This is a genomic window from Psychrobacter sp. MES7-P7E (genome assembly GCF_002863645.1).
GTDB lineage: Bacteria > Pseudomonadota > Gammaproteobacteria > Pseudomonadales > Moraxellaceae > Psychrobacter.
Genome location: NZ_PJBU01000106.1, coordinates 1 through 18,453, shown reverse-complemented (window position 1 = coordinate 18,453; position 18,453 = coordinate 1). Strand labels below are relative to the sequence as shown.

Sequence of the window (18,453 nt, the reverse complement as noted above, 5' to 3'; positions counted from 1 at the left end):
AAAAAACTATGTCCGAAGAGCTGCTGATTAATATTAGTCCAATGGAATCCCGTGTTGCGGTTTTAGACAATGGTATTTTGGGCGAGATTTATATTGAACGACATCACAAACTGGGGTTGGTCGGCAATATCTATCTAGGGACGGTCGTACGTGTCCTTCCTGGTATGCAGGCAGCCTTCGTAGATATTGGTCAGTCACGGACCGCATTTCTACATGTTAATGATATGCAGCGTGAACCACGCCCCGTTGCAGAAAAAAACAAAGCGGCTAAGGCCACTAAGCACGAGATAAATGAGGACGATGCCACTGCCAACGCTTCTGCTGATAGCTTGGCTGTGACACCGCCTATTGTCAGTGCACAAAGTACAGAGATCGTACCAGCGTCTAAAACATTGATTCAGCATCGTCTGCATGAAAGTCAGCGTATTTTGGTACAGGTAACCAAAGACCAGTTGGGGAGCAAAGGTGCTCGTCTAACGACCAACATCTCACTACCATCACGTTATTTAGTATATTTACCATCGAGTGATCATATTGGCATATCGCAGCGTATTGATGGCGAAGAAGAGCGTAGCCGATTAAAGACTGAGCTTAGTAGCCTAATGCAAACGGTCAATCTAAAGGGTGGACTGATTGCCCGCACCGCTGCTGAGCGTGTGCCTGTCGATAAGCTAGAAGAGGACATCTATTATCTATTGCAGCTATGGCGTACTATCTGTGCTCGTCGCCAAGAGATTAATCATCATCAGAGCTCAGAGCTGATCTATCAAGAACTGTCATTACCATTACGTTCTATCCGTGACTTGGTTCACGCTGATACCGAAAAAGTTATTATTGATAATACGCAGATTTATGAGCAAGTCAGATATTTCGCCAAAGAGTTTGTTCCATTTGTCTATGATCGTATCGTGCATTACACCGCTGAGCAGTCATTGTTTGATGTACACCGTGTCGAAGACGACTTACGTGATGCGCTAAAGCGCCGTGTCGATCTCAAGTCTGGCGGTTATCTGATTATTGATCAAACCGAAGCTATGACCACGATTGATGTCAATACAGGCTCTTTTGTAGGCGGTCGCTCATTAGAGGATACGGTTTATAAAACCAATCTAGAAGCCACACATGCTATCGCCCGTCAGCTACGACTACGTAATCTAGGCGGCATTATTATTCTAGATTTTATTGATATGCTTGAGCAACAGCATAAAGATGACGTGCTAGAGAGCTTGCAGGCGCAGCTTACTCAAGATTATGCAAAAACCAAGATTACGCAGGTTAGTGAGCTTGGCTTAGTAGAGATGACACGCAAGCGCACGCGTGAGTCATTGGGTCAACAACTTTGTGAGCCGTGCTCGACTTGTCAAGGTCGTGGGTTCGTCAAAACCGCAGAGACGGTTTGCTTTGAGATTTTCCGCGAGATTATGCGCTGCGCCCGCACTTATAATTCTCCCAAAAAGTTCACAGTGGTGGCTCATGCGGCAGTCATTGACTTACTGCTTACGACAGAGTCAGACACAGTGGCTGATTTAGAGTATCTACTGGGTAGGGTCATTACTTTTGATGTAGAGAATTTATATACCCAAGAGCAGTATGATATTGTTTTAGATTAATATTATTTAAAACAAATAATAATTTTAGATGAAAATATTTGTGTGATTAGTAGCCAGTATAAAAAGGAGCATCTCTAATGATACTAGAGATTGCTCTTGCAATACCTAAAATACTATGTATAATATACACCACTGAATTATATATGCGCAGCTGAATAAAAAAAGCTGGCGCTATGACAGCTAGAGCATCGTTTCTAGCACTATTTCATTATGCCTTTGCTACTTTCCAATTAATAGGAGGGTTGGCGGGGCTTTAAACTATTTTACTTTTGGCACGCTATAAGTTCGGATAAAGAACTCATTCTGGTTAAGAACAGAAGGCCGCTTTAAGTGAATATTTAACCAAACTGCTTTTGATCATGGTCTTGCGACGCAAGAATGACAAAGGCACATATTAGGAGCTTGCTGGCATGGCTAACCAGAGAATCCGTATCCGTCTTAAGTCTTTTGATCATCGTCTGATTGATCAATCTGCACAAGAGATTGTTGATACTGCAAAGCGCACCGGTGCGCAAGTTTGTGGTCCTGTACCGTTGCCGACTCGCATTGAGCGCTTCAACGTTCTAACCTCACCACACGTTAACAAAGATGCTCGTGACCAGTACGAAATCCGTACTCATAAGCGTATGGTTGATATCGTTCAGCCAACTGACAAAACTGTGGATGCGCTAATGAAATTAGATTTAGCGGCGGGTGTTGACGTTCAAATTGCTTTGGGTTAATGCACATTAAACACCCAACCCATTAATATAAGATATAAAGAGGTCTAAAATGGCGATCGGTTTAGTCGGTAAAAAGTGCGGCATGACCCGTGTCTTCACTGAAACAGGCGCATCTATCCCTGTAACAGTTGTTGAGGTCGATGCAAACCGCATTACTCAAGTAAAAAATACTGATGTAGATGGTTATCAAGCCATCCAAATTACCACAGGTACTCGTCGTGACAGCCGCGTAACAGCTGCACAAAAGGGTCACTTCGCTAAAGCTGGTGTTAAAGCTGGCCGTGGTGTTTGGGAATTCCGTGCCAACGAAAGCGATCTTGAAGGTCGTGAGATTGGTGGCGAGATTCTAGCTGACTTGTTCGAACAAGGTCAGATGGTTGATGTGACAGGACAGAGCAAAGGTAAAGGTTTCCAAGGCCCTGTTAAGCGTCACAACTTTAGTATGCAAGATGCTACTCATGGTAACTCAGTGTCTCATCGTGCGCATGGTTCAACTGGTCAAAACCAGTCACCAGGTAAAGTATTCAAAGGCAAGAAGATGGCGGGTCAGATGGGTAACAAACGTGTTACCGTTCAGGGCCTAGAAGTGATTTCGGTTGATGCCGAAAAAGGGTTACTTGTCATCAAGGGTGCTATCCCAGGTGCCACCGGTGGCGATGTTATCGTACGTCCGTCAGTCAAAGCCTAAGCAAGGGGATTAACGTGGATTTAAAAACAGTTACAGGTGCGGCGGTTGAGCTTTCTGATACGGCATTTGGTCGTGAATTCAACGAAGCACTAGTGCATCAAGTCGTCACCGCTTATTTAGCTGGTGCTCGCCAAGGTACACGCGCACAAAAAACACGTGCCGAAGTTTCTGGCGGTGGTATTAAGCCATGGCGCCAAAAAGGTACTGGTCGCGCTCGTGCGGGTTCTATTCGTAGCCCAATCTGGCGTTCAGGTGGTCGTGCATTCGCTGCAAAACCACAAGATTGGTCACAGAAAGTAAACCGTAAAATGTATCGCGGTGCGATGCAGTGCATCCTAGCAGAATTGATTCGTCAAGAGCGTCTGATTTTGGTAGAAGAGTTGAGCGTTTCTGGGCCGAAAACCAAAGAACTGATTGCTAAGTTAAACGATTTGAATGCACCTCGTGCACTAATCGTTACTAAAGAAGTTGATGAAAACTTATACTTAGCTGCTCGCAACATTCCACACGTCAATGTACTTGGTACAAATGAAGTGGACCCAGTGAGCTTGATCGCATTTGATAAAGTGATCATGTCAGTTGAAGCTGCGAAACAATTTGAGGAAGCACTAGCATGAATAACGCAAGACTTTATCAGGTCTTAAGAGGGCCTGTATTCTCAGAAAAATCTCAAATGCTTGGCGACTCACTTGGTGTGCAGGTATTTAAAATTGATTCTAATGCTACTAAGCTTGAAGTCAAGAAAGCAGTTGAGTTGATGTTTGAAGGTGTTGAAGTTACTAAAGTAAACACTTTGAATGTTAAAGGTAAGACAAAGCGTTTTGGTAAAAGCATCGGCCGTCGTAACGACTACAAAAAAGCCTATGTTACCTTAAAAGCTGGTCAAGATGTACAAATGGCTGATGCTGGTGAAGAAGTAGCGAATACTACTGATTCTACTAGTGAAACAGCGAATAACGAATAAGGATTACACTCATGCCTATCGTAAGAGCAAAGCCAACATCACCAGGCCGTCGTTTTGTTGAAAAAGTAGTGCATCCACACCTGTACAAAGGTCGTCCGTTTGCAGCACTTCTAGAATCAAAAAGCAAGTCAGGTGGTCGTAACAATAATGGCCGCATTACTACTCGTCACATTGGCGGTGGTCATAAGCAACATTATCGCATTATCGATTTCAAACGTACTAAAGACAATATCCCAGCAACGGTAGAGCGTATTGAATACGATCCTAACCGTACTGCTCATATTGCTCTACTTAAGTATGCTGATGGCGAACGTCGTTACATTATCGCTGCTAAGAAACAAGTAGTTGGTGATACAGTAATGTCAGGCGAGACTTCTCCAATTCGTCCAGGTAACTGCTTACCGCTAAAAAACATCCCATTGGGTACTGTGATTCACAATATCGAGCTTAAAATCGGTAAAGGTGCACAGATGGCTCGTTCTGCGGGTGCTAGCGTTCAGTTACTAGGTCGTGACGGTGTTTATGCTATTCTACGTATGCGTTCTGGCGAAACTCGCCGTGTACACGTAAATTGCCGCGCTGTTATTGGTGAAGTTTCTAACACTGAAAACAACTTGAAATCACTTGGTAAAGCCGGTGCTTCACGTTGGCGTGGTGTTCGTCCTTCTGTTCGTGGTGTCGCTATGAACCCGGTTGATCACCCACACGGTGGTGGTGAAGGTCGTAACAAAGGTCGCCATCCAACCAGCCCTTGGGGTCAGAAGTCTAAAGGACTTAAAACGCGTCACAATAAGCGTACTGACAACATGATCATCCGCCGTCGCGCCAAGAAGAAATAAAGGAAGAATTTCATGCCTCGTTCATTGAAAAAAGGTCCATTCATAGACGCGCACTTGTTTGCTAAAGTTGAGAATGCATTAGACACCAACTCACGCAAGCCAATTAAGACTTGGTCGCGCCGCTCGATGATTCTGCCACAAATGGTTGGCCTAACTTTATCTGTTCACAACGGCCGTACTCATGTACCGGTTATCGTGAGCGAGCAGATGGTTGGTCATAAACTAGGTGAATTTGCCCCGACTCGTACGTATCGTGGTCACGGCATTGACAAAAAAGCTAAGAGATAAGGTGCTTACCATGGAAGTAACTGCAAAATTACGCGGTGCCGCCATATCGGCACAAAAAGTTAGACTCGTTGCTGATGAAGTTCGTGGCAAATCTATTGAGCGTGCTTTGGATATCCTAACGTATAGCAATAAAAAAGGCGCTGTGTTTGTTAAGAAATGCCTTAACTCAGCCATCGCCAATGCCGAACATAATCACGGCTTAGATATTGACGACCTAAAAGTCGCTACTATCTATGTTGATGAAGGCATTACGCTAAAACGTATCCTACCACGTGCCAAAGGCCGTGCTGATCGTATCAGCAAGCGTACTTGTCACATCACTATAAAGGTAGGAGAATAAGTTATGGGTCAAAAAGTACATCCAATCGGAATTCGTCTTGGTGTTGTAAAAAAGCATAACGCAAACTGGTATGCTAACCCTAAACAATACTCAGAATACCTAATCAACGACATTCAAGTTCGTGAATATCTACGCAAAAAGCTAGATAACGCTATGATCAGCAACATCATGATCGAGCGTCCTACTGGCGCTGCTAAGATTACCATCGCCACTGCGCGTCCTGGTATTGTTATCGGTAAGAAAGGCGAAGATATCGAAAGACTTCAAAAAGAATTGACCAAAATTATGGGCGTACCTGCTCAGGTCAACATTGAAGAAATCACGTCACCTGACCTTGATGCACGTTTGGTAGCAGACGGCATCGGTAGCCAGCTTGAGCGTCGTGTTATGTTCCGTCGTGCGATGAAACGCGCGGTACAGAACAGCATGCGTTCTGGTGCTAAAGGTATCAAGGTTGAGCTGTCTGGCCGTCTAGGCGGTGCTGAGATTGCTCGTAGTGAATGGTACCGTGAAGGTCGTGTGCCATTGCATACACTCCGTGCTGATATTGACTACTCGTCAATTCGTGCAGAGACAACTTACGGCACCATCGGTGTTAAAGTTTGGATTTTCCGTGGCGAAATCCTTGACGGTATGAACAGTGTATATAATCCCGTCAAAGAAGAGCAGACTCGTGCGCCAAAACGCCGTGGTCGTGGAAACCGTCGAAACTCAGACAGAGGTTAAACTATGTTACAGCCAAAACGTACCAAGTTTCGTAAAATGCACAAAGGTCGTAACACTGGGCTAGCTCATCGTGGAAGCACCGTTGCATTCGGACAAATTGGTCTAAAATCATTGACGCGTGGTCGTATGACAGCTCGTCAAATCGAAGCAGCACGTCGTACCATCACTCGTAAAATTAAGCGTGGCGGTAAGATTTGGATTCGTGTATTCCCTGACAAACCGATTACTAATAAACCATTAGAAGTACGTATGGGTAAAGGTAAAGGTCCAGTAGAATATTGGGTATGCGAAATCAAACCTGGTAAAGTGCTATATGAAATTGAAGGGGTACCAGAAGAGCTTGCACGTGAAGCTTTCACGCTTGCTGCAGCAAAACTGCCCTTTAAAACTACCATTGTTAAGCGGACGATAATGTAATGAAGATCAGTGAATTACGTGATAAATCATTAGAAGAACTGACCCAGTTACTTGATGAAAAGCAACTTGATGCTTTCCGTATTCGTATGGCTAAAGCAACTGGTCAGTTGGGTAATACCCATGAAGTACGTGACAATCGTCGCACGATTGCTCAGCTTCAGACTTTGATTAACGAGAAACAACGAGGCGACTCATGAGCGATAACAATCAAACAACTACCAATGCTAGCGTATTGACAGGTCGAGTTGTTAGCGACAAGATGGATAAGTCCATCACAGTTTTGATTGAGCGTCTGGTTCGTCATCCTTTGTATGGCAAGCAGCTTCGTCGTTCTACAAAAATCAAAGCACATGATGAGAATAATGTTTGCCAACAAGGCGATCTTGTCCGTATCAAAGAAACGCGTCCAATCTCAAAAACCAAGTCTTGGACTTTGGTTGATGTGGTTGAAAAAGTAGAAAAAATCTAAGTAAATTGCATTAAAAGCCAGAAGCTGTTAAAATAGCCGCCTTTTTAAGGATGCTGATTGCGCCGAGCGTATATCACTCACATTAAGAGTAAGTCGCGGTTATTTATATTAAAATGCCGTCTACTCATACTGTGCTAGCGGCAGCAACTGGTTTTTATTGCTCATACGTGTGGAGTAACGCTATGATTCAGGTTGAGTCAATGCTGGAAGTTGCAGACAATAGCGGTGCAAGAAGAGTTCAGTGCATTAAAGTACTGGGTGGTTCTCATCGTCGTTATGCATCAGTTGGCGACATTATTAAAGTAACGGTTAAAGAAGCCATTCCGCGTGGTCGTGTTAAAAAAGGCGACGTGATGAATGCAGTAGTTGTACGTACCAAAAAAGGCGTTCGTCGCCCTGATGGTTCTGTGTTACGTTTTGATGACAATGCTGCGGTATTGTTGAACCAAAACAAAGCGCCGATTGCAACTCGTATTTTTGGACCGGTAACTCGTGAACTACGTGGTGATCAGTTTATGAAAATTGTATCACTAGCACCAGAAGTATTGTGAGGTAATCCATGTCAAAATTACGTAAAGGCGATACAGTTATCGTGATTGCTGGGAAAGACAAAGGCAAGCAAGGTACTGTACAAGCTGTAAAAAACGATCGTATTAAAGTTGAAGGCATTAACATTGTTACCAAACATCAGAAGCCAAATCAGGCAACTGGCGTTGAAGGTGGCATTCTTAAGCAAGAAGCTTTTCTGCATATCTCAAATGTCGCAATCTTAAATGCGCAAACCCAAAAAGCAGACCGTATTACTTATCAGTTTGGCGAAGACGGCAAGAAACAACGCGTCTATCGTTCAAGCGGTGAAGTAGTGGCGACTGCGTAAGACACTAAGGGTGTAATGGTAATGGCAAGATTAAAATCTTTATATAACGATGAACTAAAGCAGCAAATCAAAGAAGAGCTTGGTTTGGCAAATGTGATGCAAGTGCCTAAAATCACTAAAATCACACTTAACATGGGTGTAGGCGGCGCGTCTCAAGACAAGAAATTGTTGGAAGGTGCTGTAGCTGATATGACCGCGATTGCTGGTCAAAAACCTGTTGTCACCAAAGCGCGTAAATCAGTTGCTGGCTTTAAGATTCGTGAAGAATGGCCAATTGGCTGTAAAGTAACGCTACGCGGTGAGCAAATGTACGAATTTTTAGATCGTCTCGTTGCCATTGCAATTCCTCGTATTCGTGATTTCCGCGGTTTTTCACCTAAAGCCTTTGACGGACGTGGTAACTACTCATTGGGTATCAAAGAACAAATCGTATTCCCAGAAGTAGATTTTGACAAGATTGATCGTATCCGTGGTATGGATGTGACAATCACCACGTCAGCTCAATCTGATGAAGAAGGTCGTGCGTTGCTTAAAGCATTCGGCTTCCCATTTAAATAAGGTAAAGACGTTATGGCAAAGAAGAGCATGATTAACCGCGAATTAAAGCGCGAAAAAATGGTTGCTAAATATGCTGAAAAGCGTATCAAGCTAAAAGAAACTATCAGTGATATGACTGCAAGTGACGAAACTCGTATGGAAGCGATGTTAGAGCTACAAGCTCTTCCACGCAACTCATCACCAGTACGTCTGCGTAATCGTTGTGCTATCACCGGTCGTCCTCACGGTTACTTCCGCAAGTTTGGCTTGTCACGCAATATGCTGCGTGAGCGTGTCATGCAAGGCGATGTGCCTGGTGTTCGTAAAGCAAGCTGGTAAGGAGTAACTATATGAGTATGCAAGATACCGTTGGGGATATGCTAACCCGTATCCGTAACGCACAAATGGCTAACAAAGTATCGGTAGCAATGCCGAGCTCTAAATTACGTAAATCAATTGCTGATTTACTAGTTAGCGAAGGTTATGTGGCTAGCGCTGTTGTTGCTGAAGAAGAAAACAACAAAGCAACCCTTACTATTGAATTGAAATATTTCGAAGGCCGTGCTGTCATCGAAACTATCCAACGTTATAGCCGTCCTGGTTTACGCCAGTTCCGCGGTAAAGACGCTATCCCTACTGTTAAGCAAGGTATGGGTGTTGCTATCGTATCTACTAGCCAAGGTATCATGAGCGATCGTGCTGCACGCGCTGCTGGTATCGGTGGTGAAATCGTCGCATTTGTAGCGTAAGCTATACGACGATGAAGTCTATTTGATGGTTGTTAGGCTTCTATCGGTTGAGTAATATTAAATTATTTCGAATTGATAGATGTCTAACACAGTCAACTATGCTAAACTAACACGCTTTTTAGCCTGTTAGTTTTTTCGCTAATATAAAGAAGTTAAATTTTTTAAGGAATATTCCTATGTCTCGTGTGGCTAAAGCCCCAGTGACGCTGCCAAACGGTGTAAGCGTTACTTTGAACGATCGGCAGGTCGAAGTTAAAGGCAAGAACGGTTCTATGTCTTTACGCCTGCATGAATTGGTCGAGCTGAAACAGGAAGATGATGCTATCATTTTCTCACCTACAGTCGATTCAAAAGAAGCTATGATGCACACTGGCACCATGCGCGCTCTTGTTAACAACTATGTTACTGGCGTAAACGAAGGCTTTGAAAGACGTCTTCAGTTAATTGGTGTTGGTTATCGCGCGCAAGTTACTGGTAACAAAGTAACCTTGAACGTTGGTTATTCTCATCCAGTAGAGTATACGTTACCTGAAGGTGTATCAGCTGAAACGCCAACGCAAACTGAAATTGTTTTGAAATCAAACAATAAACAGCAGCTTGGTCAAGCAGCCGCCAACATCCGTGGTTTCCGCCCACCTGAGCCTTATAAAGGCAAAGGTATTCGTTATAGTGACGAGCATGTGATTCGCAAAGAAGCTAAGAAAAAATAAGGTGAGTTGAAATGTTTGATAAAAAAGCAGCTCGTCTGCGTCGAGCTAAGAAAACACGCGCGCATATCCGTTTCTTAGGCGTTCATCGCTTAACGGTTAACCGCACGTCAAAACATATTTATGCCCAGATTATCTCTCCAAATGGTGGTGAAGTGATTGCTCAGGCATCTACCTTAGACAGCAGCTTGCGTTCAGGCGCGACTGGTAATGCTGATTCAGCAACGTCTGTAGGCCAAATGATCGCAGAACGCGCAAAAGCAGCTGGCATTACTAAAGTTGCCTTTGACCGTAGTGGTTTCAAATATCATGGTCGAGTTAAAGCTTTAGCAGAAGCTGCTCGCGAAAACGGATTGGAGTTTTAATCATGGCTAGAAATGATAAAAATGATAAAAATGAACAGACTGACGGTCTAGTAGAACGCTTAGTTACCGTTGATCGCGTAGCGAAAGTTGTTAAAGGTGGTCGTATTTTCTCTTTCACTGCATTGACTGTAGTGGGCGATGGCAATGGTCGTGTAGGTTTTGGTCGCGGTAAAGCACGTGAAGTGCCAGCTGCTATCCAAAAAGCACTAGAAGCTGCCAAACGTAATATGATTACTGTTGAGCTAAATGATGCAACTTTGCATCATCCAATCAAAGCACGTCATGGTGCTAGTAAAGTCTACATGCAGCCTGCATCTGAAGGTACTGGCGTAATCGCTGGTGGCGCAATGCGTGCTGTATTAGAAGTTGCTGGTGTCAAAGATGTTTTGACTAAATGTTATGGTTCTACCAATACTGCTAACGTTGTTCGCGCAACGTTTAACGGTTTACGTGATATGTCAACTCCAGAGAAGATGGCAGCTAAACGTGGTAAATCTGTAGACGAAATCTTGGGTTAACTTAGACTAGGTGAGTTACGATGAAAAAAATGAAAGTCACTCAATTTAAATCGGGTGCCCATCGCCTAAAGAGCCACAAAGCGAGCTTGAAAGGATTGGGTTTACGCCGTATTAATCATACTGTAGTAGTAGAAGATACTCCTTCGACTCGTGGTATGGTCAATCGCGTTAACTACATGGTAAAAGTGGAGGAAGCGTAATGGGTCTTAGATTAAATGAATTATCACCAGGTGTTGGCGCAAAGAAAACTGCTCAACGTCGTGGTCGTGGTATCGGTTCAGGTCTTGGTAAGACTGGTGGTCGTGGTGTAAAAGGTCAGAAATCTCGTTCAGGTTCTAGCATTCGCTCAGGATTTGAAGGTGGTCAGATGCCTCTATATCGTCGTCTACCAAAATTTGGTTTTACCAGTAAACTGGCTATGAAGACTGCTGAAGTACGTCTTTCTGAACTGAATAAAATTGAAGGCGATGTAGTTAGCCTTGAAACACTTAAAGCTGCTAACCTTATCCGTCACGATATGAAACGTGCTCGTGTAATGCTATCAGGCGAAGTCACTAAAGCTTATACTTTCAAAGGTATTAAAGTGACTAAAGGTGCTAAGCAAGCTATCGAAGCTGCTGGTGGTAGCATCGAGGAGTAGTAACGTGTCAAAACAATCAATGTCATCGGCTGGTATACCGCTTAATCCATTCGCATTTATACGTAAGTATGATGAGCTATGGACGCGTTTATTATTTTTAATCGGCGCATTGATTGTTTATCGTTTAGGGTCACATATTCCAGTTCCGGGTATCAACCCAGTTAACTTGGCTGATCTGTTTTCGCGCAACGAAAACACCATTCTGAGTATGTTTAATATGTTCTCAGGTGGTGCGCTAGAGCGTATGTCTATCATGGCACTTGGCATTATGCCATATATCTCAGCATCGATTATCGTACAGATGATGTCTGCAGTATTGCCATCGCTTGAAGCCCTCAAAAAAGAAGGTGAAGCGGGACGACGCAAGCTAAACAAGTATACCCGTCAGGGAACGCTTGCTTTAGCCCTAGTACAGTCATTAGGAATGTGTGCCGGCTTAATCAGCCAAAACCTTACTTTATCTACTGGTCTTACCTTTTATATTCCAGCTGTTACTTCTTTAGTAGCAGGCGCAATGTTCTTAATGTGGCTTGGTGAGCAGATTACAGAACGTGGCGTAGGTAATGGTATTTCAATGCTCATTTTCGCGAGTATTGTGGCTGGTACGCCAGGTATGATTTCGCAGTCTATTGAACAGGTCAATCAAGGGCAGATGAACTTGATTGTGCTATTTATTTTTGTACTGCTAGGTATCGCGGTTACTGCGGGTATCGTTTATATTGAACGTGCTCAACGCCGTGTTCCTGTGAACTATGCTCAAAAGCAGCAACAAGGCCGCAAAATTTACGCTCAGCAGCAATCACATTTGCCGTTGAAGCTAAATATGGCAGGGGTTATCCCAGCTATTTTTGCAAGTTCTTTGTTATTGTTTCCTGCAAGTTTAGGGCAGTGGGTCGGTCAATCGACTGATCCTACCTTTGTACAGAAAATGCTTCAAAATATGGCATTGGTGTTGTCTCCAGGACAGCCGCTATATTTAGTACTGTTTGGCGCAATGATTATCTTCTTCTGTTATTTTTATACGGCATTGGTATTTAGTCCGCGTGAAGTAGCAGAGAACCTTAAACGTAGTGGTGCGTATATCCCAGGTATTCGCCCAGGACAACAAACTCAGCGTTACCTCGATCATGTATTAAACCGACTGACCTTTATTGGCGCGATGTATATGACGGTTATTTGTTTAATGCCAATGGTCGTCCAGTCATCGTTTGGTGTGCCGTTTCAACTCGGTGGTACGTCTTTACTGATTATGGTGGTTGTGGTAATGGACTTCATTTCGCAGATTCAAGCGCATTTGATGACCCATCAATATCATGATCAGACGTTAATTCAATCGCCCACTCAACCTTAAATGAGCGGTACGATATTTCAAGGAGCATGCTATGAAAGTTCAAGCATCAGTTAAAAAGATTTGTGGTAGCTGTAAAGTTGTGCGCCGTAAAGGCCGTGTACATATTATTTGTACAGCAGAACCTCGCCACAAGCAACGTCAAGGTTAATATTTAGTATTAGAAAACATCTAGTTTTCACTGCTAATTAAATTAATACTTGAAAAATAACGGCGGATGCGATATCATCCGCCACTTGCCGTGTTTATACAAAATCTTTTATAATAGAATCGATGAGCAGACTTATAGTCAAAACATCGATAATGACTATAAAAGCTCTAGTATTAACAGCAACAAATCTGAAGAGTAAAGCCTTATCGCTAGATAACGCTTATTTTTCTTTAATGGAGAGAAATCAATGGCTCGTATTGCCGGCGTAAACATTCCGGATAATAAGCATGCTGTTATTTCACTAACTTACATCTTTGGTGTAGGTCGTACCACTGCTCAGAAAATCTTAGAAGCAGTTGGCATCGCCCCTACTACTAAAGTCAGTCAGTTAGATGATACACAGTTAGATGCTATCCGTGCACAAGTTGCAAACTACATGACTGAAGGTGACCTTCGTCGTGAAGTTTCAATGAACATCAAGCGTTTAGTTGATCTTGGTTGTTACCGTGGCATCCGTCATCGTCGTAACCTACCAGTTAGAGGTCAGAACACCAAGAACAACGCTCGTACTCGTAAGGGTCCGACACGCCCTCTCAAAAGATAATTAACTTAGGAAGCTAAAAGATGGCAAAAGACACTCGCAGTCGCAAAAAGGTGGCTCGTCGTTCAGTATCGGAGGGCATTGCCCATATCCATGCGTCTTTTAATAACACCATTGTTACGATTACCGATCGTCAAGGTAATGCATTGGCTTGGGCCACTTCAGGTGGACAAGGCTTCCGTGGTTCACGTAAATCTACACCATTTGCAGCTCAGGTTGCAGCTGAAGTCGCTGGTAAAGCGGCCCAAGAATATGGTGTTAAGAATATCGATGTTTTGGTCAAAGGACCAGGACCGGGTCGTGAGTCTGCGGTAAGAGCACTAGGTGCATTGGGTTATAAAGTTAACAGCATCTCTGATGTAACCCCAATCCCACACAATGGTTGCCGTGCGCCGAAAAAGCGCCGCGTCTAATATTAAAGACGAAGCTTTTTACATTAAAAGCTTATAGGAGACATAACAATGGCCCGCTATATTGGACCAAAACTGAAATTATCACGTCGTGAAGGTACGGATTTAGGCCTTAAGTCTGGCGTTAAACCGTATGACGTAAAAACGAAGAAAGCTGGTCGTCCACCAGGTCAGCATGGCGTAAGCCGTAACAAGACCTCAGAATATGCTCTACAGTTGCGTGAAAAGCAAAAAGTTAAGCGTATTTATGGTGTACTAGAGCGTCAATTCGCGAACTACTATAAAGAAGCTGCTCGTAAGCGTGGCGCTACTGGTGAAAACCTACTAGCAATGCTTGAGAGTCGTCTAGATAACGTTGTATATCGCATGGGCTTTGGCTCAACTCGCGCAGAAGCACGTCAGCTAGTCAGTCATCGTACTGTTATGGTAAAAAAAGCTGGCCGTGATGAGTTTGTTCGTGTGAACATTCCTTCAATTCAGCTTCAAGATGGTGATGTCATCGCTATCCAAGAGAAATCTCGCGAACAACTACGTATTAAAAACGCTATCGAATTAGCGACACAACGTGGTATTCCAGAATGGCTTGATGTTGACCACAGCAAACTACAAGGCACATTTAAACATGCGCCTGATCGTATTGATCTACCTGCTGAAATCAACGAAAGCTTGATCGTTGAGCTATACTCTAAGTAATGACGTAATGCTCAATGTTATGAAAATGGCATTGAGCAATTAACGTTAATTAAACCAGTTTAATAAATCGAGGTGACATCATGATGCTAAATGCAACTGAGTTTCTAACGCCGAATGCCATTAATGTGGATACGGTTAACGAAACGATTGCGAAAGTCACGCTCGAACCGTTAGAACGCGGCTTTGGGCATACCCTAGGTAATGCTCTGCGTCGCATCTTGTTATCTTCATTACCTGGTGCTGCAGTCATTGAAGCTGAGATTGATGGTGTTGACCATGAATACTCAACGCTTGAAGGCCTGCAAGAAGACGTACTTGATTTGCTTTTGAACCTAAAAGGCTTAGCAATTACCCTTCATGACCAAAATGAAGTATTTTTGACCTTGGATAAACAAGGTCCAGGCACTATTACTGCTGCAGACATCGCGTTGCCGCACAATGTTGACATCATCAATCCAGAATTGGTCTTGGGTACATTGAGCGATCGTGGTCATCTTAAGATGCGTTTGCGTGTAGTGATGGGTCGTGGATATGAGCCAGCAAACCAGCGCCGTGAAGATGGTGATACTAAAGCAATTGGACGCTTAAAGCTTGATGCAAGTTTTAGTCCTGTGCTTCGTGTTGCTTATCAGGTTGAGAACGCTCGTGTAGAGCAGCGTACTGATCTTGATCGTCTTATCATTGAGCTTGAAACTAATGGCACTATAGATCCAGAAGAAGCAATTCGTAAAGCAGCCACTATTTTACAACAACAGATTTCTATCTTTGTTGACCTAGAAGCTGAAGAAGCGCCTGAGCCTGTGAAAGAGAAAGAAGAGGTTGATCCGGTGCTATTACGCCCTGTGGACGATCTTGAACTAACGGTTCGCTCAGCCAACTGCTTGAAAGCTGAAAACATTTACTATATCGGTGATTTGGTACAGCGTTCAGAGACTGAACTTCTAAAAACCCCAAATCTTGGTAAGAAATCATTGACAGAAATCAAGGACGTATTAGCGTCTAAAGATTTAGAGCTCGGTATGCGCCTAGATAACTGGCCACCAGCTGATTTACGTGTTGATGATCGCTTTTCTTATCGTAGCCGTTAAACTTTAAGGATTTTTGACTATGCGCCATCGTAAGAGTGGAGTCAAGCTGGGTCGTACCGGCAGTCATCGTAAGGCAATGTTTCAGAACATGACTAACTCATTATTTGAGCATGAACTGATCAAAACAACTTTACCAAAAGCTAAAGAACTACGTCGCGTTGCCGAGCCATTGATCACTATGGCTAAAGAAGACAGCGTTGCTAACCGTCGTTTAGCATTCAGCCGTATGCGTAGCAAAGCTATGGTAGGCAAATTATTTGGCACGTTAGGTCCTCGTTACCAGACGCGTCCAGGTGGTTATTTGCGTATCGTAAAATGCGGTTACCGTGATGGTGACAATGCGCCAATGGCTTATGTAGAATTGGTTGATCGCGACTAATTTTGCACCTAAGACATATTCCATAAAAAAGCTCCAATTGAATTGGAGCTTTTTTTTGTCTTAAATTTGACTAAATATACTAGTAGCTTTTTAAAGCAATAATTAGCTGCTTAGAGTAATAACGAATCGACATTGGCCGCACCTTGCCTGATAACTTCAGGAACGCTGCTAGTCATATCCACGATAGTAGTAAGCTTAGTTGTCTTTATACCTGCATTGATGAGACCGTCGATTTGATTGCCTAGCAAATCTTCAATCTCAAATGGGTCATCCAAAATATCGTCTCGATTAGGCAAAATCAGTGAGCTGGTTAAGATAGGTTCATCCATCGCTTCTAATAATGCTTGAGCAATGGGGTTACTAGGTACACGGATACCAATGGTTTTTTTCTTTGCATGCGCCAGTTTTTTCGGTACGTCTTTGGTGGCAGTAAGAATAAAAGTAATTGGAGCAGGGGTATGGGCTTTCAGCTGTTTAAATTGCACATTATCAACTGTTGCATAATTGGCAATTTCACTCAGGTCGCGGCACAGCAAGGTAAATTGATGCTTATCATCGAGTTCACGGATTTGCTTAAGCTTCGCTAGGGCATCCTTTGCACCCAACCGGCAACCAAAAGCATAACTGGTATCAGTTGGGTAAATAATTAGCTGATCTTTGCGCAATAGGTCAGCGGCTTGCTCAATGAGACGTGGCTGCGGATTATCGGGATGAATATAGAAGACTTCCATAGTGGTTCCTTATTTTATAATTATTGGTTTTTAATTGAGACAAATTTTTCATTAGTTAGATGTGGTTCAATCACTGGATATATTAGAAGAACTATTCTAGAACTAAAGCAGATCGATATCTTTAAAATACCACTTCAGTTATCAGTATAGCTCAAAGTAGATATAAGTTTAGTGGTAAGGCGTTACCAACCGTAGAAAATCGTTAATAAGTAGGGAAGCTTAGTAATTTGAATTAAGCGTTGATTTCAGATGAAGAGGTGCAAGCGCTAAGTAACGCAGTCAGCAAAGTCTTAGCGTCACGCGGCAGAGTATGAGGTTTGGCTATGTAGCTTTCTACTTGCCGATAGACATCAATAGCAAAGGTACTACTACTAGTGTCGAAGTCGGCAAACAAGTTATCTTGTGAGACTTGAAAATTTCGTCCACACGCCAAGGTGAATAGACACTCTAATGCTTGAGGTTTGATTTCTACACGCTCAAACGCTTGTTGCTGCGCTGCTGATCGTCCATCTGGAGCATACCAGTAGCCAAAGTCAGATAGTTGTCTACGAGCGTCACCAGCTACGCACCAATGGCTTAGCTCTAGTAAACTCTTAACTATAAATGTACATTACTAAGTTATTGATTGATAAAGAAGTAATTGTAATGATGTAAAATCAGCTTCTTGATAAAAAAATGTACAATATTCCTCATAAAAGGAGATATTGTACATTAAGTGAGTCATTGGAATTATCACTTTTCAAAGCACTAAGAAGCTTATATTAGCCGTGTATATACAATCGAGACATATCAATATTTTATTTTTGATGAATAGATCGGGACTTTTTGTTGGTTCTTCTCTTAGTAGATATTCTTTGTTTTTTCAATAAAATTGGGAAGGCTAGAATATTTACTATAGTTATCATCGGCTGAATAGTAGCCTGATGAATATACTTCACATGACTGCTTTGAAATTTTAAAATTAAGTAAGTATGAATTTGCAATATGTAGTTAATAAACTAATTATCCCTTAACGTAGAAAAATCTGTATGCATTAATGTTTCTAAAGCTATTCTAGCCGTAGGAGGAGGATTCGTAATCATCTCTTGATAATTAACTTCTAAGTTTTTTAGAAACATCTCTGATATCGGTCGACCTGAAAAATCATCAAAGCTAGGTGAAAAATGTATACCTATAGCTTCACACATAGCCTTTTCTAAGCCTTGAGGTCTTGCTTCAACCAATTGAAATAGCTCTTGCTCTTCACTTGTTCTACCACATTCAGTATACCAGTAACCATAGTCATCTAATTTGCGTCGTTTTTGCCCTGCCAAACAGTAATGAGCAATTTCATGTAATAGGCTTCTTGGGTAGTTTTCTTTAAAAAAGATCTTCGCATTTGTATCTGCTTTTGGCGCTTCATAGTAGGGTTCATCTACTCCACCAATTATGGTTAGAGTAGGAAACAGATGTTCAAATAAAATTTTTAGTTTGTTACACAAATGATCGTCATTCATAGGAATACTTTTAAGGCATCTTAATAGCCGTAATATGAGAAAAATAAAGCTTTAGAGAGGCTTTATTCATAGATTGTATTTGAGCTAAACAGGAACAAGA

31 protein-coding genes and 1 pseudogene are annotated in these 18,453 nt (G+C 42.7%); 29 read left to right on the top strand and 3 right to left on the bottom strand.

Annotation, left to right across the window (positions count from 1 at the left end; genetic code table 11):
- The first annotated feature begins 8 nt into the window (after positions 1–8).
- The 29 genes from CXF62_RS09825 to rplQ all read left to right on the top strand — a co-directional run bounded on the left by CXF62_RS09825 (position 9) and on the right by rplQ (position 16,126).
- Positions 9–1,610, top strand: coding sequence for an Rne/Rng family ribonuclease (locus CXF62_RS09825; protein ID WP_102094166.1), 1,602 nt, complete (start codon positions 9–11; stop codon positions 1,608–1,610).
- Positions 1,611–2,020: 410 nt separating this feature from the next.
- Complete coding sequence (rpsJ, locus tag CXF62_RS09820; protein WP_010196670.1) at positions 2,021–2,332, top strand: 30S ribosomal protein S10; 312 nt, start codon at positions 2,021–2,023, stop codon at positions 2,330–2,332.
- Positions 2,333–2,381: 49 nt separating this feature from the next.
- Positions 2,382–3,020 carry a 50S ribosomal protein L3 gene (gene rplC, locus CXF62_RS09815; RefSeq protein WP_057758696.1) on the top strand — a complete coding sequence of 213 codons (639 nt, stop codon included), beginning with the start codon at positions 2,382–2,384 and terminating at the stop codon, positions 3,018–3,020.
- 14 nt (positions 3,021–3,034) lie between these two features.
- A complete protein-coding gene (rplD, locus tag CXF62_RS09810) occupies positions 3,035–3,637 on the top strand; it encodes a 50S ribosomal protein L4 (protein WP_057758698.1) in 603 nt (200 codons plus the stop codon).
- Positions 3,634–3,984 (top strand): 50S ribosomal protein L23, encoded by a 351-nt coding sequence (gene rplW / locus CXF62_RS09805; RefSeq protein ID WP_057758700.1) that lies wholly within the window; start codon positions 3,634–3,636, stop codon positions 3,982–3,984. Before rplD ends, rplW begins: the two co-directional genes overlap by 4 nt.
- Before the next feature lie 11 nt (positions 3,985–3,995).
- Positions 3,996–4,823 carry a 50S ribosomal protein L2 gene (gene rplB / locus CXF62_RS09800; protein WP_057758702.1) on the top strand — a complete coding sequence of 276 codons (828 nt, stop codon included), beginning with the start codon at positions 3,996–3,998 and terminating at the stop codon, positions 4,821–4,823.
- Between the two features lie 12 nt (positions 4,824–4,835).
- Positions 4,836–5,111 carry a 30S ribosomal protein S19 gene (gene rpsS, locus CXF62_RS09795; RefSeq protein WP_010196682.1) on the top strand — a complete coding sequence of 92 codons (276 nt, stop codon included), beginning with the start codon at positions 4,836–4,838 and terminating at the stop codon, positions 5,109–5,111.
- A gap of 10 nt (positions 5,112–5,121) precedes the next feature.
- Entirely contained in the window at positions 5,122–5,451 is a 330-nt protein-coding gene (gene rplV / locus CXF62_RS09790; RefSeq protein WP_021813373.1) for a 50S ribosomal protein L22, read from the top strand.
- A gap of 3 nt (positions 5,452–5,454) precedes the next feature.
- Complete coding sequence (gene rpsC / locus CXF62_RS09785; protein WP_057758704.1) at positions 5,455–6,177, top strand: 30S ribosomal protein S3; 723 nt, start codon at positions 5,455–5,457, stop codon at positions 6,175–6,177.
- Positions 6,178–6,180: 3 nt separating this feature from the next.
- On the top strand, positions 6,181–6,594 hold the full coding sequence (gene rplP, locus CXF62_RS09780) for a 50S ribosomal protein L16 (protein ID WP_010196693.1): 414 nt from the start codon (positions 6,181–6,183) through the stop codon (positions 6,592–6,594).
- Entirely contained in the window at positions 6,594–6,791 is a 198-nt protein-coding gene (gene rpmC, locus CXF62_RS09775; protein ID WP_102094164.1) for a 50S ribosomal protein L29, read from the top strand. The genes rplP and rpmC overlap by 1 nt, the downstream gene beginning before the upstream one ends.
- Positions 6,788–7,063 carry a 30S ribosomal protein S17 gene (gene rpsQ / locus CXF62_RS09770; protein WP_102094163.1) on the top strand — a complete coding sequence of 92 codons (276 nt, stop codon included), beginning with the start codon at positions 6,788–6,790 and terminating at the stop codon, positions 7,061–7,063. The genes rpmC and rpsQ overlap by 4 nt, the downstream gene beginning before the upstream one ends.
- A gap of 182 nt (positions 7,064–7,245) precedes the next feature.
- The gene (gene rplN, locus CXF62_RS09765; RefSeq protein ID WP_010196702.1) at positions 7,246–7,614 is read left to right on the top strand and encodes a 50S ribosomal protein L14; all 369 of its coding nucleotides are present in this window, start codon (positions 7,246–7,248) and stop codon (positions 7,612–7,614) included.
- Between the two features lie 8 nt (positions 7,615–7,622).
- Positions 7,623–7,940, top strand: a complete 318-nt coding sequence (rplX, locus tag CXF62_RS09760) for a 50S ribosomal protein L24 (RefSeq protein WP_101204866.1) — start codon at positions 7,623–7,625, stop codon at positions 7,938–7,940.
- A 21-nt stretch (positions 7,941–7,961) separates the two neighbouring features.
- Entirely contained in the window at positions 7,962–8,498 is a 537-nt protein-coding gene (rplE, locus tag CXF62_RS09755; RefSeq protein ID WP_101204865.1) for a 50S ribosomal protein L5, read from the top strand.
- 12 nt (positions 8,499–8,510) lie between these two features.
- Positions 8,511–8,816: a 30S ribosomal protein S14 gene (gene rpsN / locus CXF62_RS09750; protein ID WP_010196705.1), complete on the top strand. Its 306-nt coding sequence runs from the start codon at positions 8,511–8,513 to the stop codon at positions 8,814–8,816.
- 11 nt (positions 8,817–8,827) lie between these two features.
- Positions 8,828–9,226 carry a 30S ribosomal protein S8 gene (rpsH, locus tag CXF62_RS09745; protein ID WP_101204864.1) on the top strand — a complete coding sequence of 133 codons (399 nt, stop codon included), beginning with the start codon at positions 8,828–8,830 and terminating at the stop codon, positions 9,224–9,226.
- A 176-nt stretch (positions 9,227–9,402) separates the two neighbouring features.
- Positions 9,403–9,936, top strand: coding sequence for a 50S ribosomal protein L6 (gene rplF, locus CXF62_RS09740; protein WP_057758710.1), 534 nt, complete (start codon positions 9,403–9,405; stop codon positions 9,934–9,936).
- Between the two features lie 11 nt (positions 9,937–9,947).
- Positions 9,948–10,298 carry a 50S ribosomal protein L18 gene (rplR, locus tag CXF62_RS09735; RefSeq protein WP_057758713.1) on the top strand — a complete coding sequence of 117 codons (351 nt, stop codon included), beginning with the start codon at positions 9,948–9,950 and terminating at the stop codon, positions 10,296–10,298.
- Between the two features lie 2 nt (positions 10,299–10,300).
- Complete coding sequence (rpsE, locus tag CXF62_RS09730) at positions 10,301–10,816, top strand: 30S ribosomal protein S5 (protein ID WP_057758716.1); 516 nt, start codon at positions 10,301–10,303, stop codon at positions 10,814–10,816.
- Positions 10,817–10,836: 20 nt separating this feature from the next.
- Positions 10,837–11,016 (top strand): 50S ribosomal protein L30, encoded by a 180-nt coding sequence (rpmD, locus tag CXF62_RS09725; protein WP_057758718.1) that lies wholly within the window; start codon positions 10,837–10,839, stop codon positions 11,014–11,016.
- On the top strand, positions 11,016–11,456 hold the full coding sequence (rplO, locus tag CXF62_RS09720) for a 50S ribosomal protein L15 (RefSeq protein WP_057758719.1): 441 nt from the start codon (positions 11,016–11,018) through the stop codon (positions 11,454–11,456). The genes rpmD and rplO overlap by 1 nt, the downstream gene beginning before the upstream one ends.
- A 19-nt stretch (positions 11,457–11,475) precedes the next feature.
- A complete protein-coding gene (gene secY / locus CXF62_RS09715) occupies positions 11,476–12,807 on the top strand; it encodes a preprotein translocase subunit SecY (protein WP_185156638.1) in 1,332 nt (443 codons plus the stop codon).
- 31 nt (positions 12,808–12,838) lie between these two features.
- Positions 12,839–12,955 carry a 50S ribosomal protein L36 gene (gene rpmJ, locus CXF62_RS09710; RefSeq protein WP_010196721.1) on the top strand — a complete coding sequence of 39 codons (117 nt, stop codon included), beginning with the start codon at positions 12,839–12,841 and terminating at the stop codon, positions 12,953–12,955.
- Positions 12,956–13,202: 247 nt separating this feature from the next.
- A complete protein-coding gene (gene rpsM, locus CXF62_RS09705; RefSeq protein WP_021813384.1) occupies positions 13,203–13,559 on the top strand; it encodes a 30S ribosomal protein S13 in 357 nt (118 codons plus the stop codon).
- A gap of 20 nt (positions 13,560–13,579) precedes the next feature.
- Entirely contained in the window at positions 13,580–13,969 is a 390-nt protein-coding gene (gene rpsK, locus CXF62_RS09700) for a 30S ribosomal protein S11 (RefSeq protein ID WP_010196728.1), read from the top strand.
- 48 nt (positions 13,970–14,017) lie between these two features.
- Positions 14,018–14,659 (top strand): 30S ribosomal protein S4, encoded by a 642-nt coding sequence (rpsD, locus tag CXF62_RS09695; RefSeq protein WP_057758723.1) that lies wholly within the window; start codon positions 14,018–14,020, stop codon positions 14,657–14,659.
- Between the two features lie 80 nt (positions 14,660–14,739).
- A complete protein-coding gene (locus CXF62_RS09690) occupies positions 14,740–15,747 on the top strand; it encodes a DNA-directed RNA polymerase subunit alpha (RefSeq protein WP_021813386.1) in 1,008 nt (335 codons plus the stop codon).
- Between the two features lie 19 nt (positions 15,748–15,766).
- Positions 15,767–16,126: a 50S ribosomal protein L17 gene (gene rplQ, locus CXF62_RS09685; protein WP_021813387.1), complete on the top strand. Its 360-nt coding sequence runs from the start codon at positions 15,767–15,769 to the stop codon at positions 16,124–16,126.
- Between the two features lie 110 nt (positions 16,127–16,236).
- On the opposite strand, the gene CXF62_RS09680 is transcribed toward rplQ, so the two are convergent.
- The 3 genes and pseudogenes from CXF62_RS09680 to CXF62_RS09670 form a co-directional block, all read right to left on the bottom strand.
- A complete protein-coding gene (locus CXF62_RS09680) occupies positions 16,237–16,857 on the bottom strand; it encodes an L-threonylcarbamoyladenylate synthase (protein WP_102094159.1) in 621 nt (206 codons plus the stop codon).
- Positions 16,858–17,089: 232 nt separating this feature from the next.
- Positions 17,090–17,461, bottom strand: a pseudogene (locus CXF62_RS09675) (elongation factor P hydroxylase); the annotation flags it as partial.
- A gap of 394 nt (positions 17,462–17,855) precedes the next feature.
- Entirely contained in the window at positions 17,856–18,353 is a 498-nt protein-coding gene (locus CXF62_RS09670) for an elongation factor P hydroxylase (protein ID WP_102094158.1), read from the bottom strand.
- Positions 18,354–18,453: the final 100 nt, after the last annotated feature.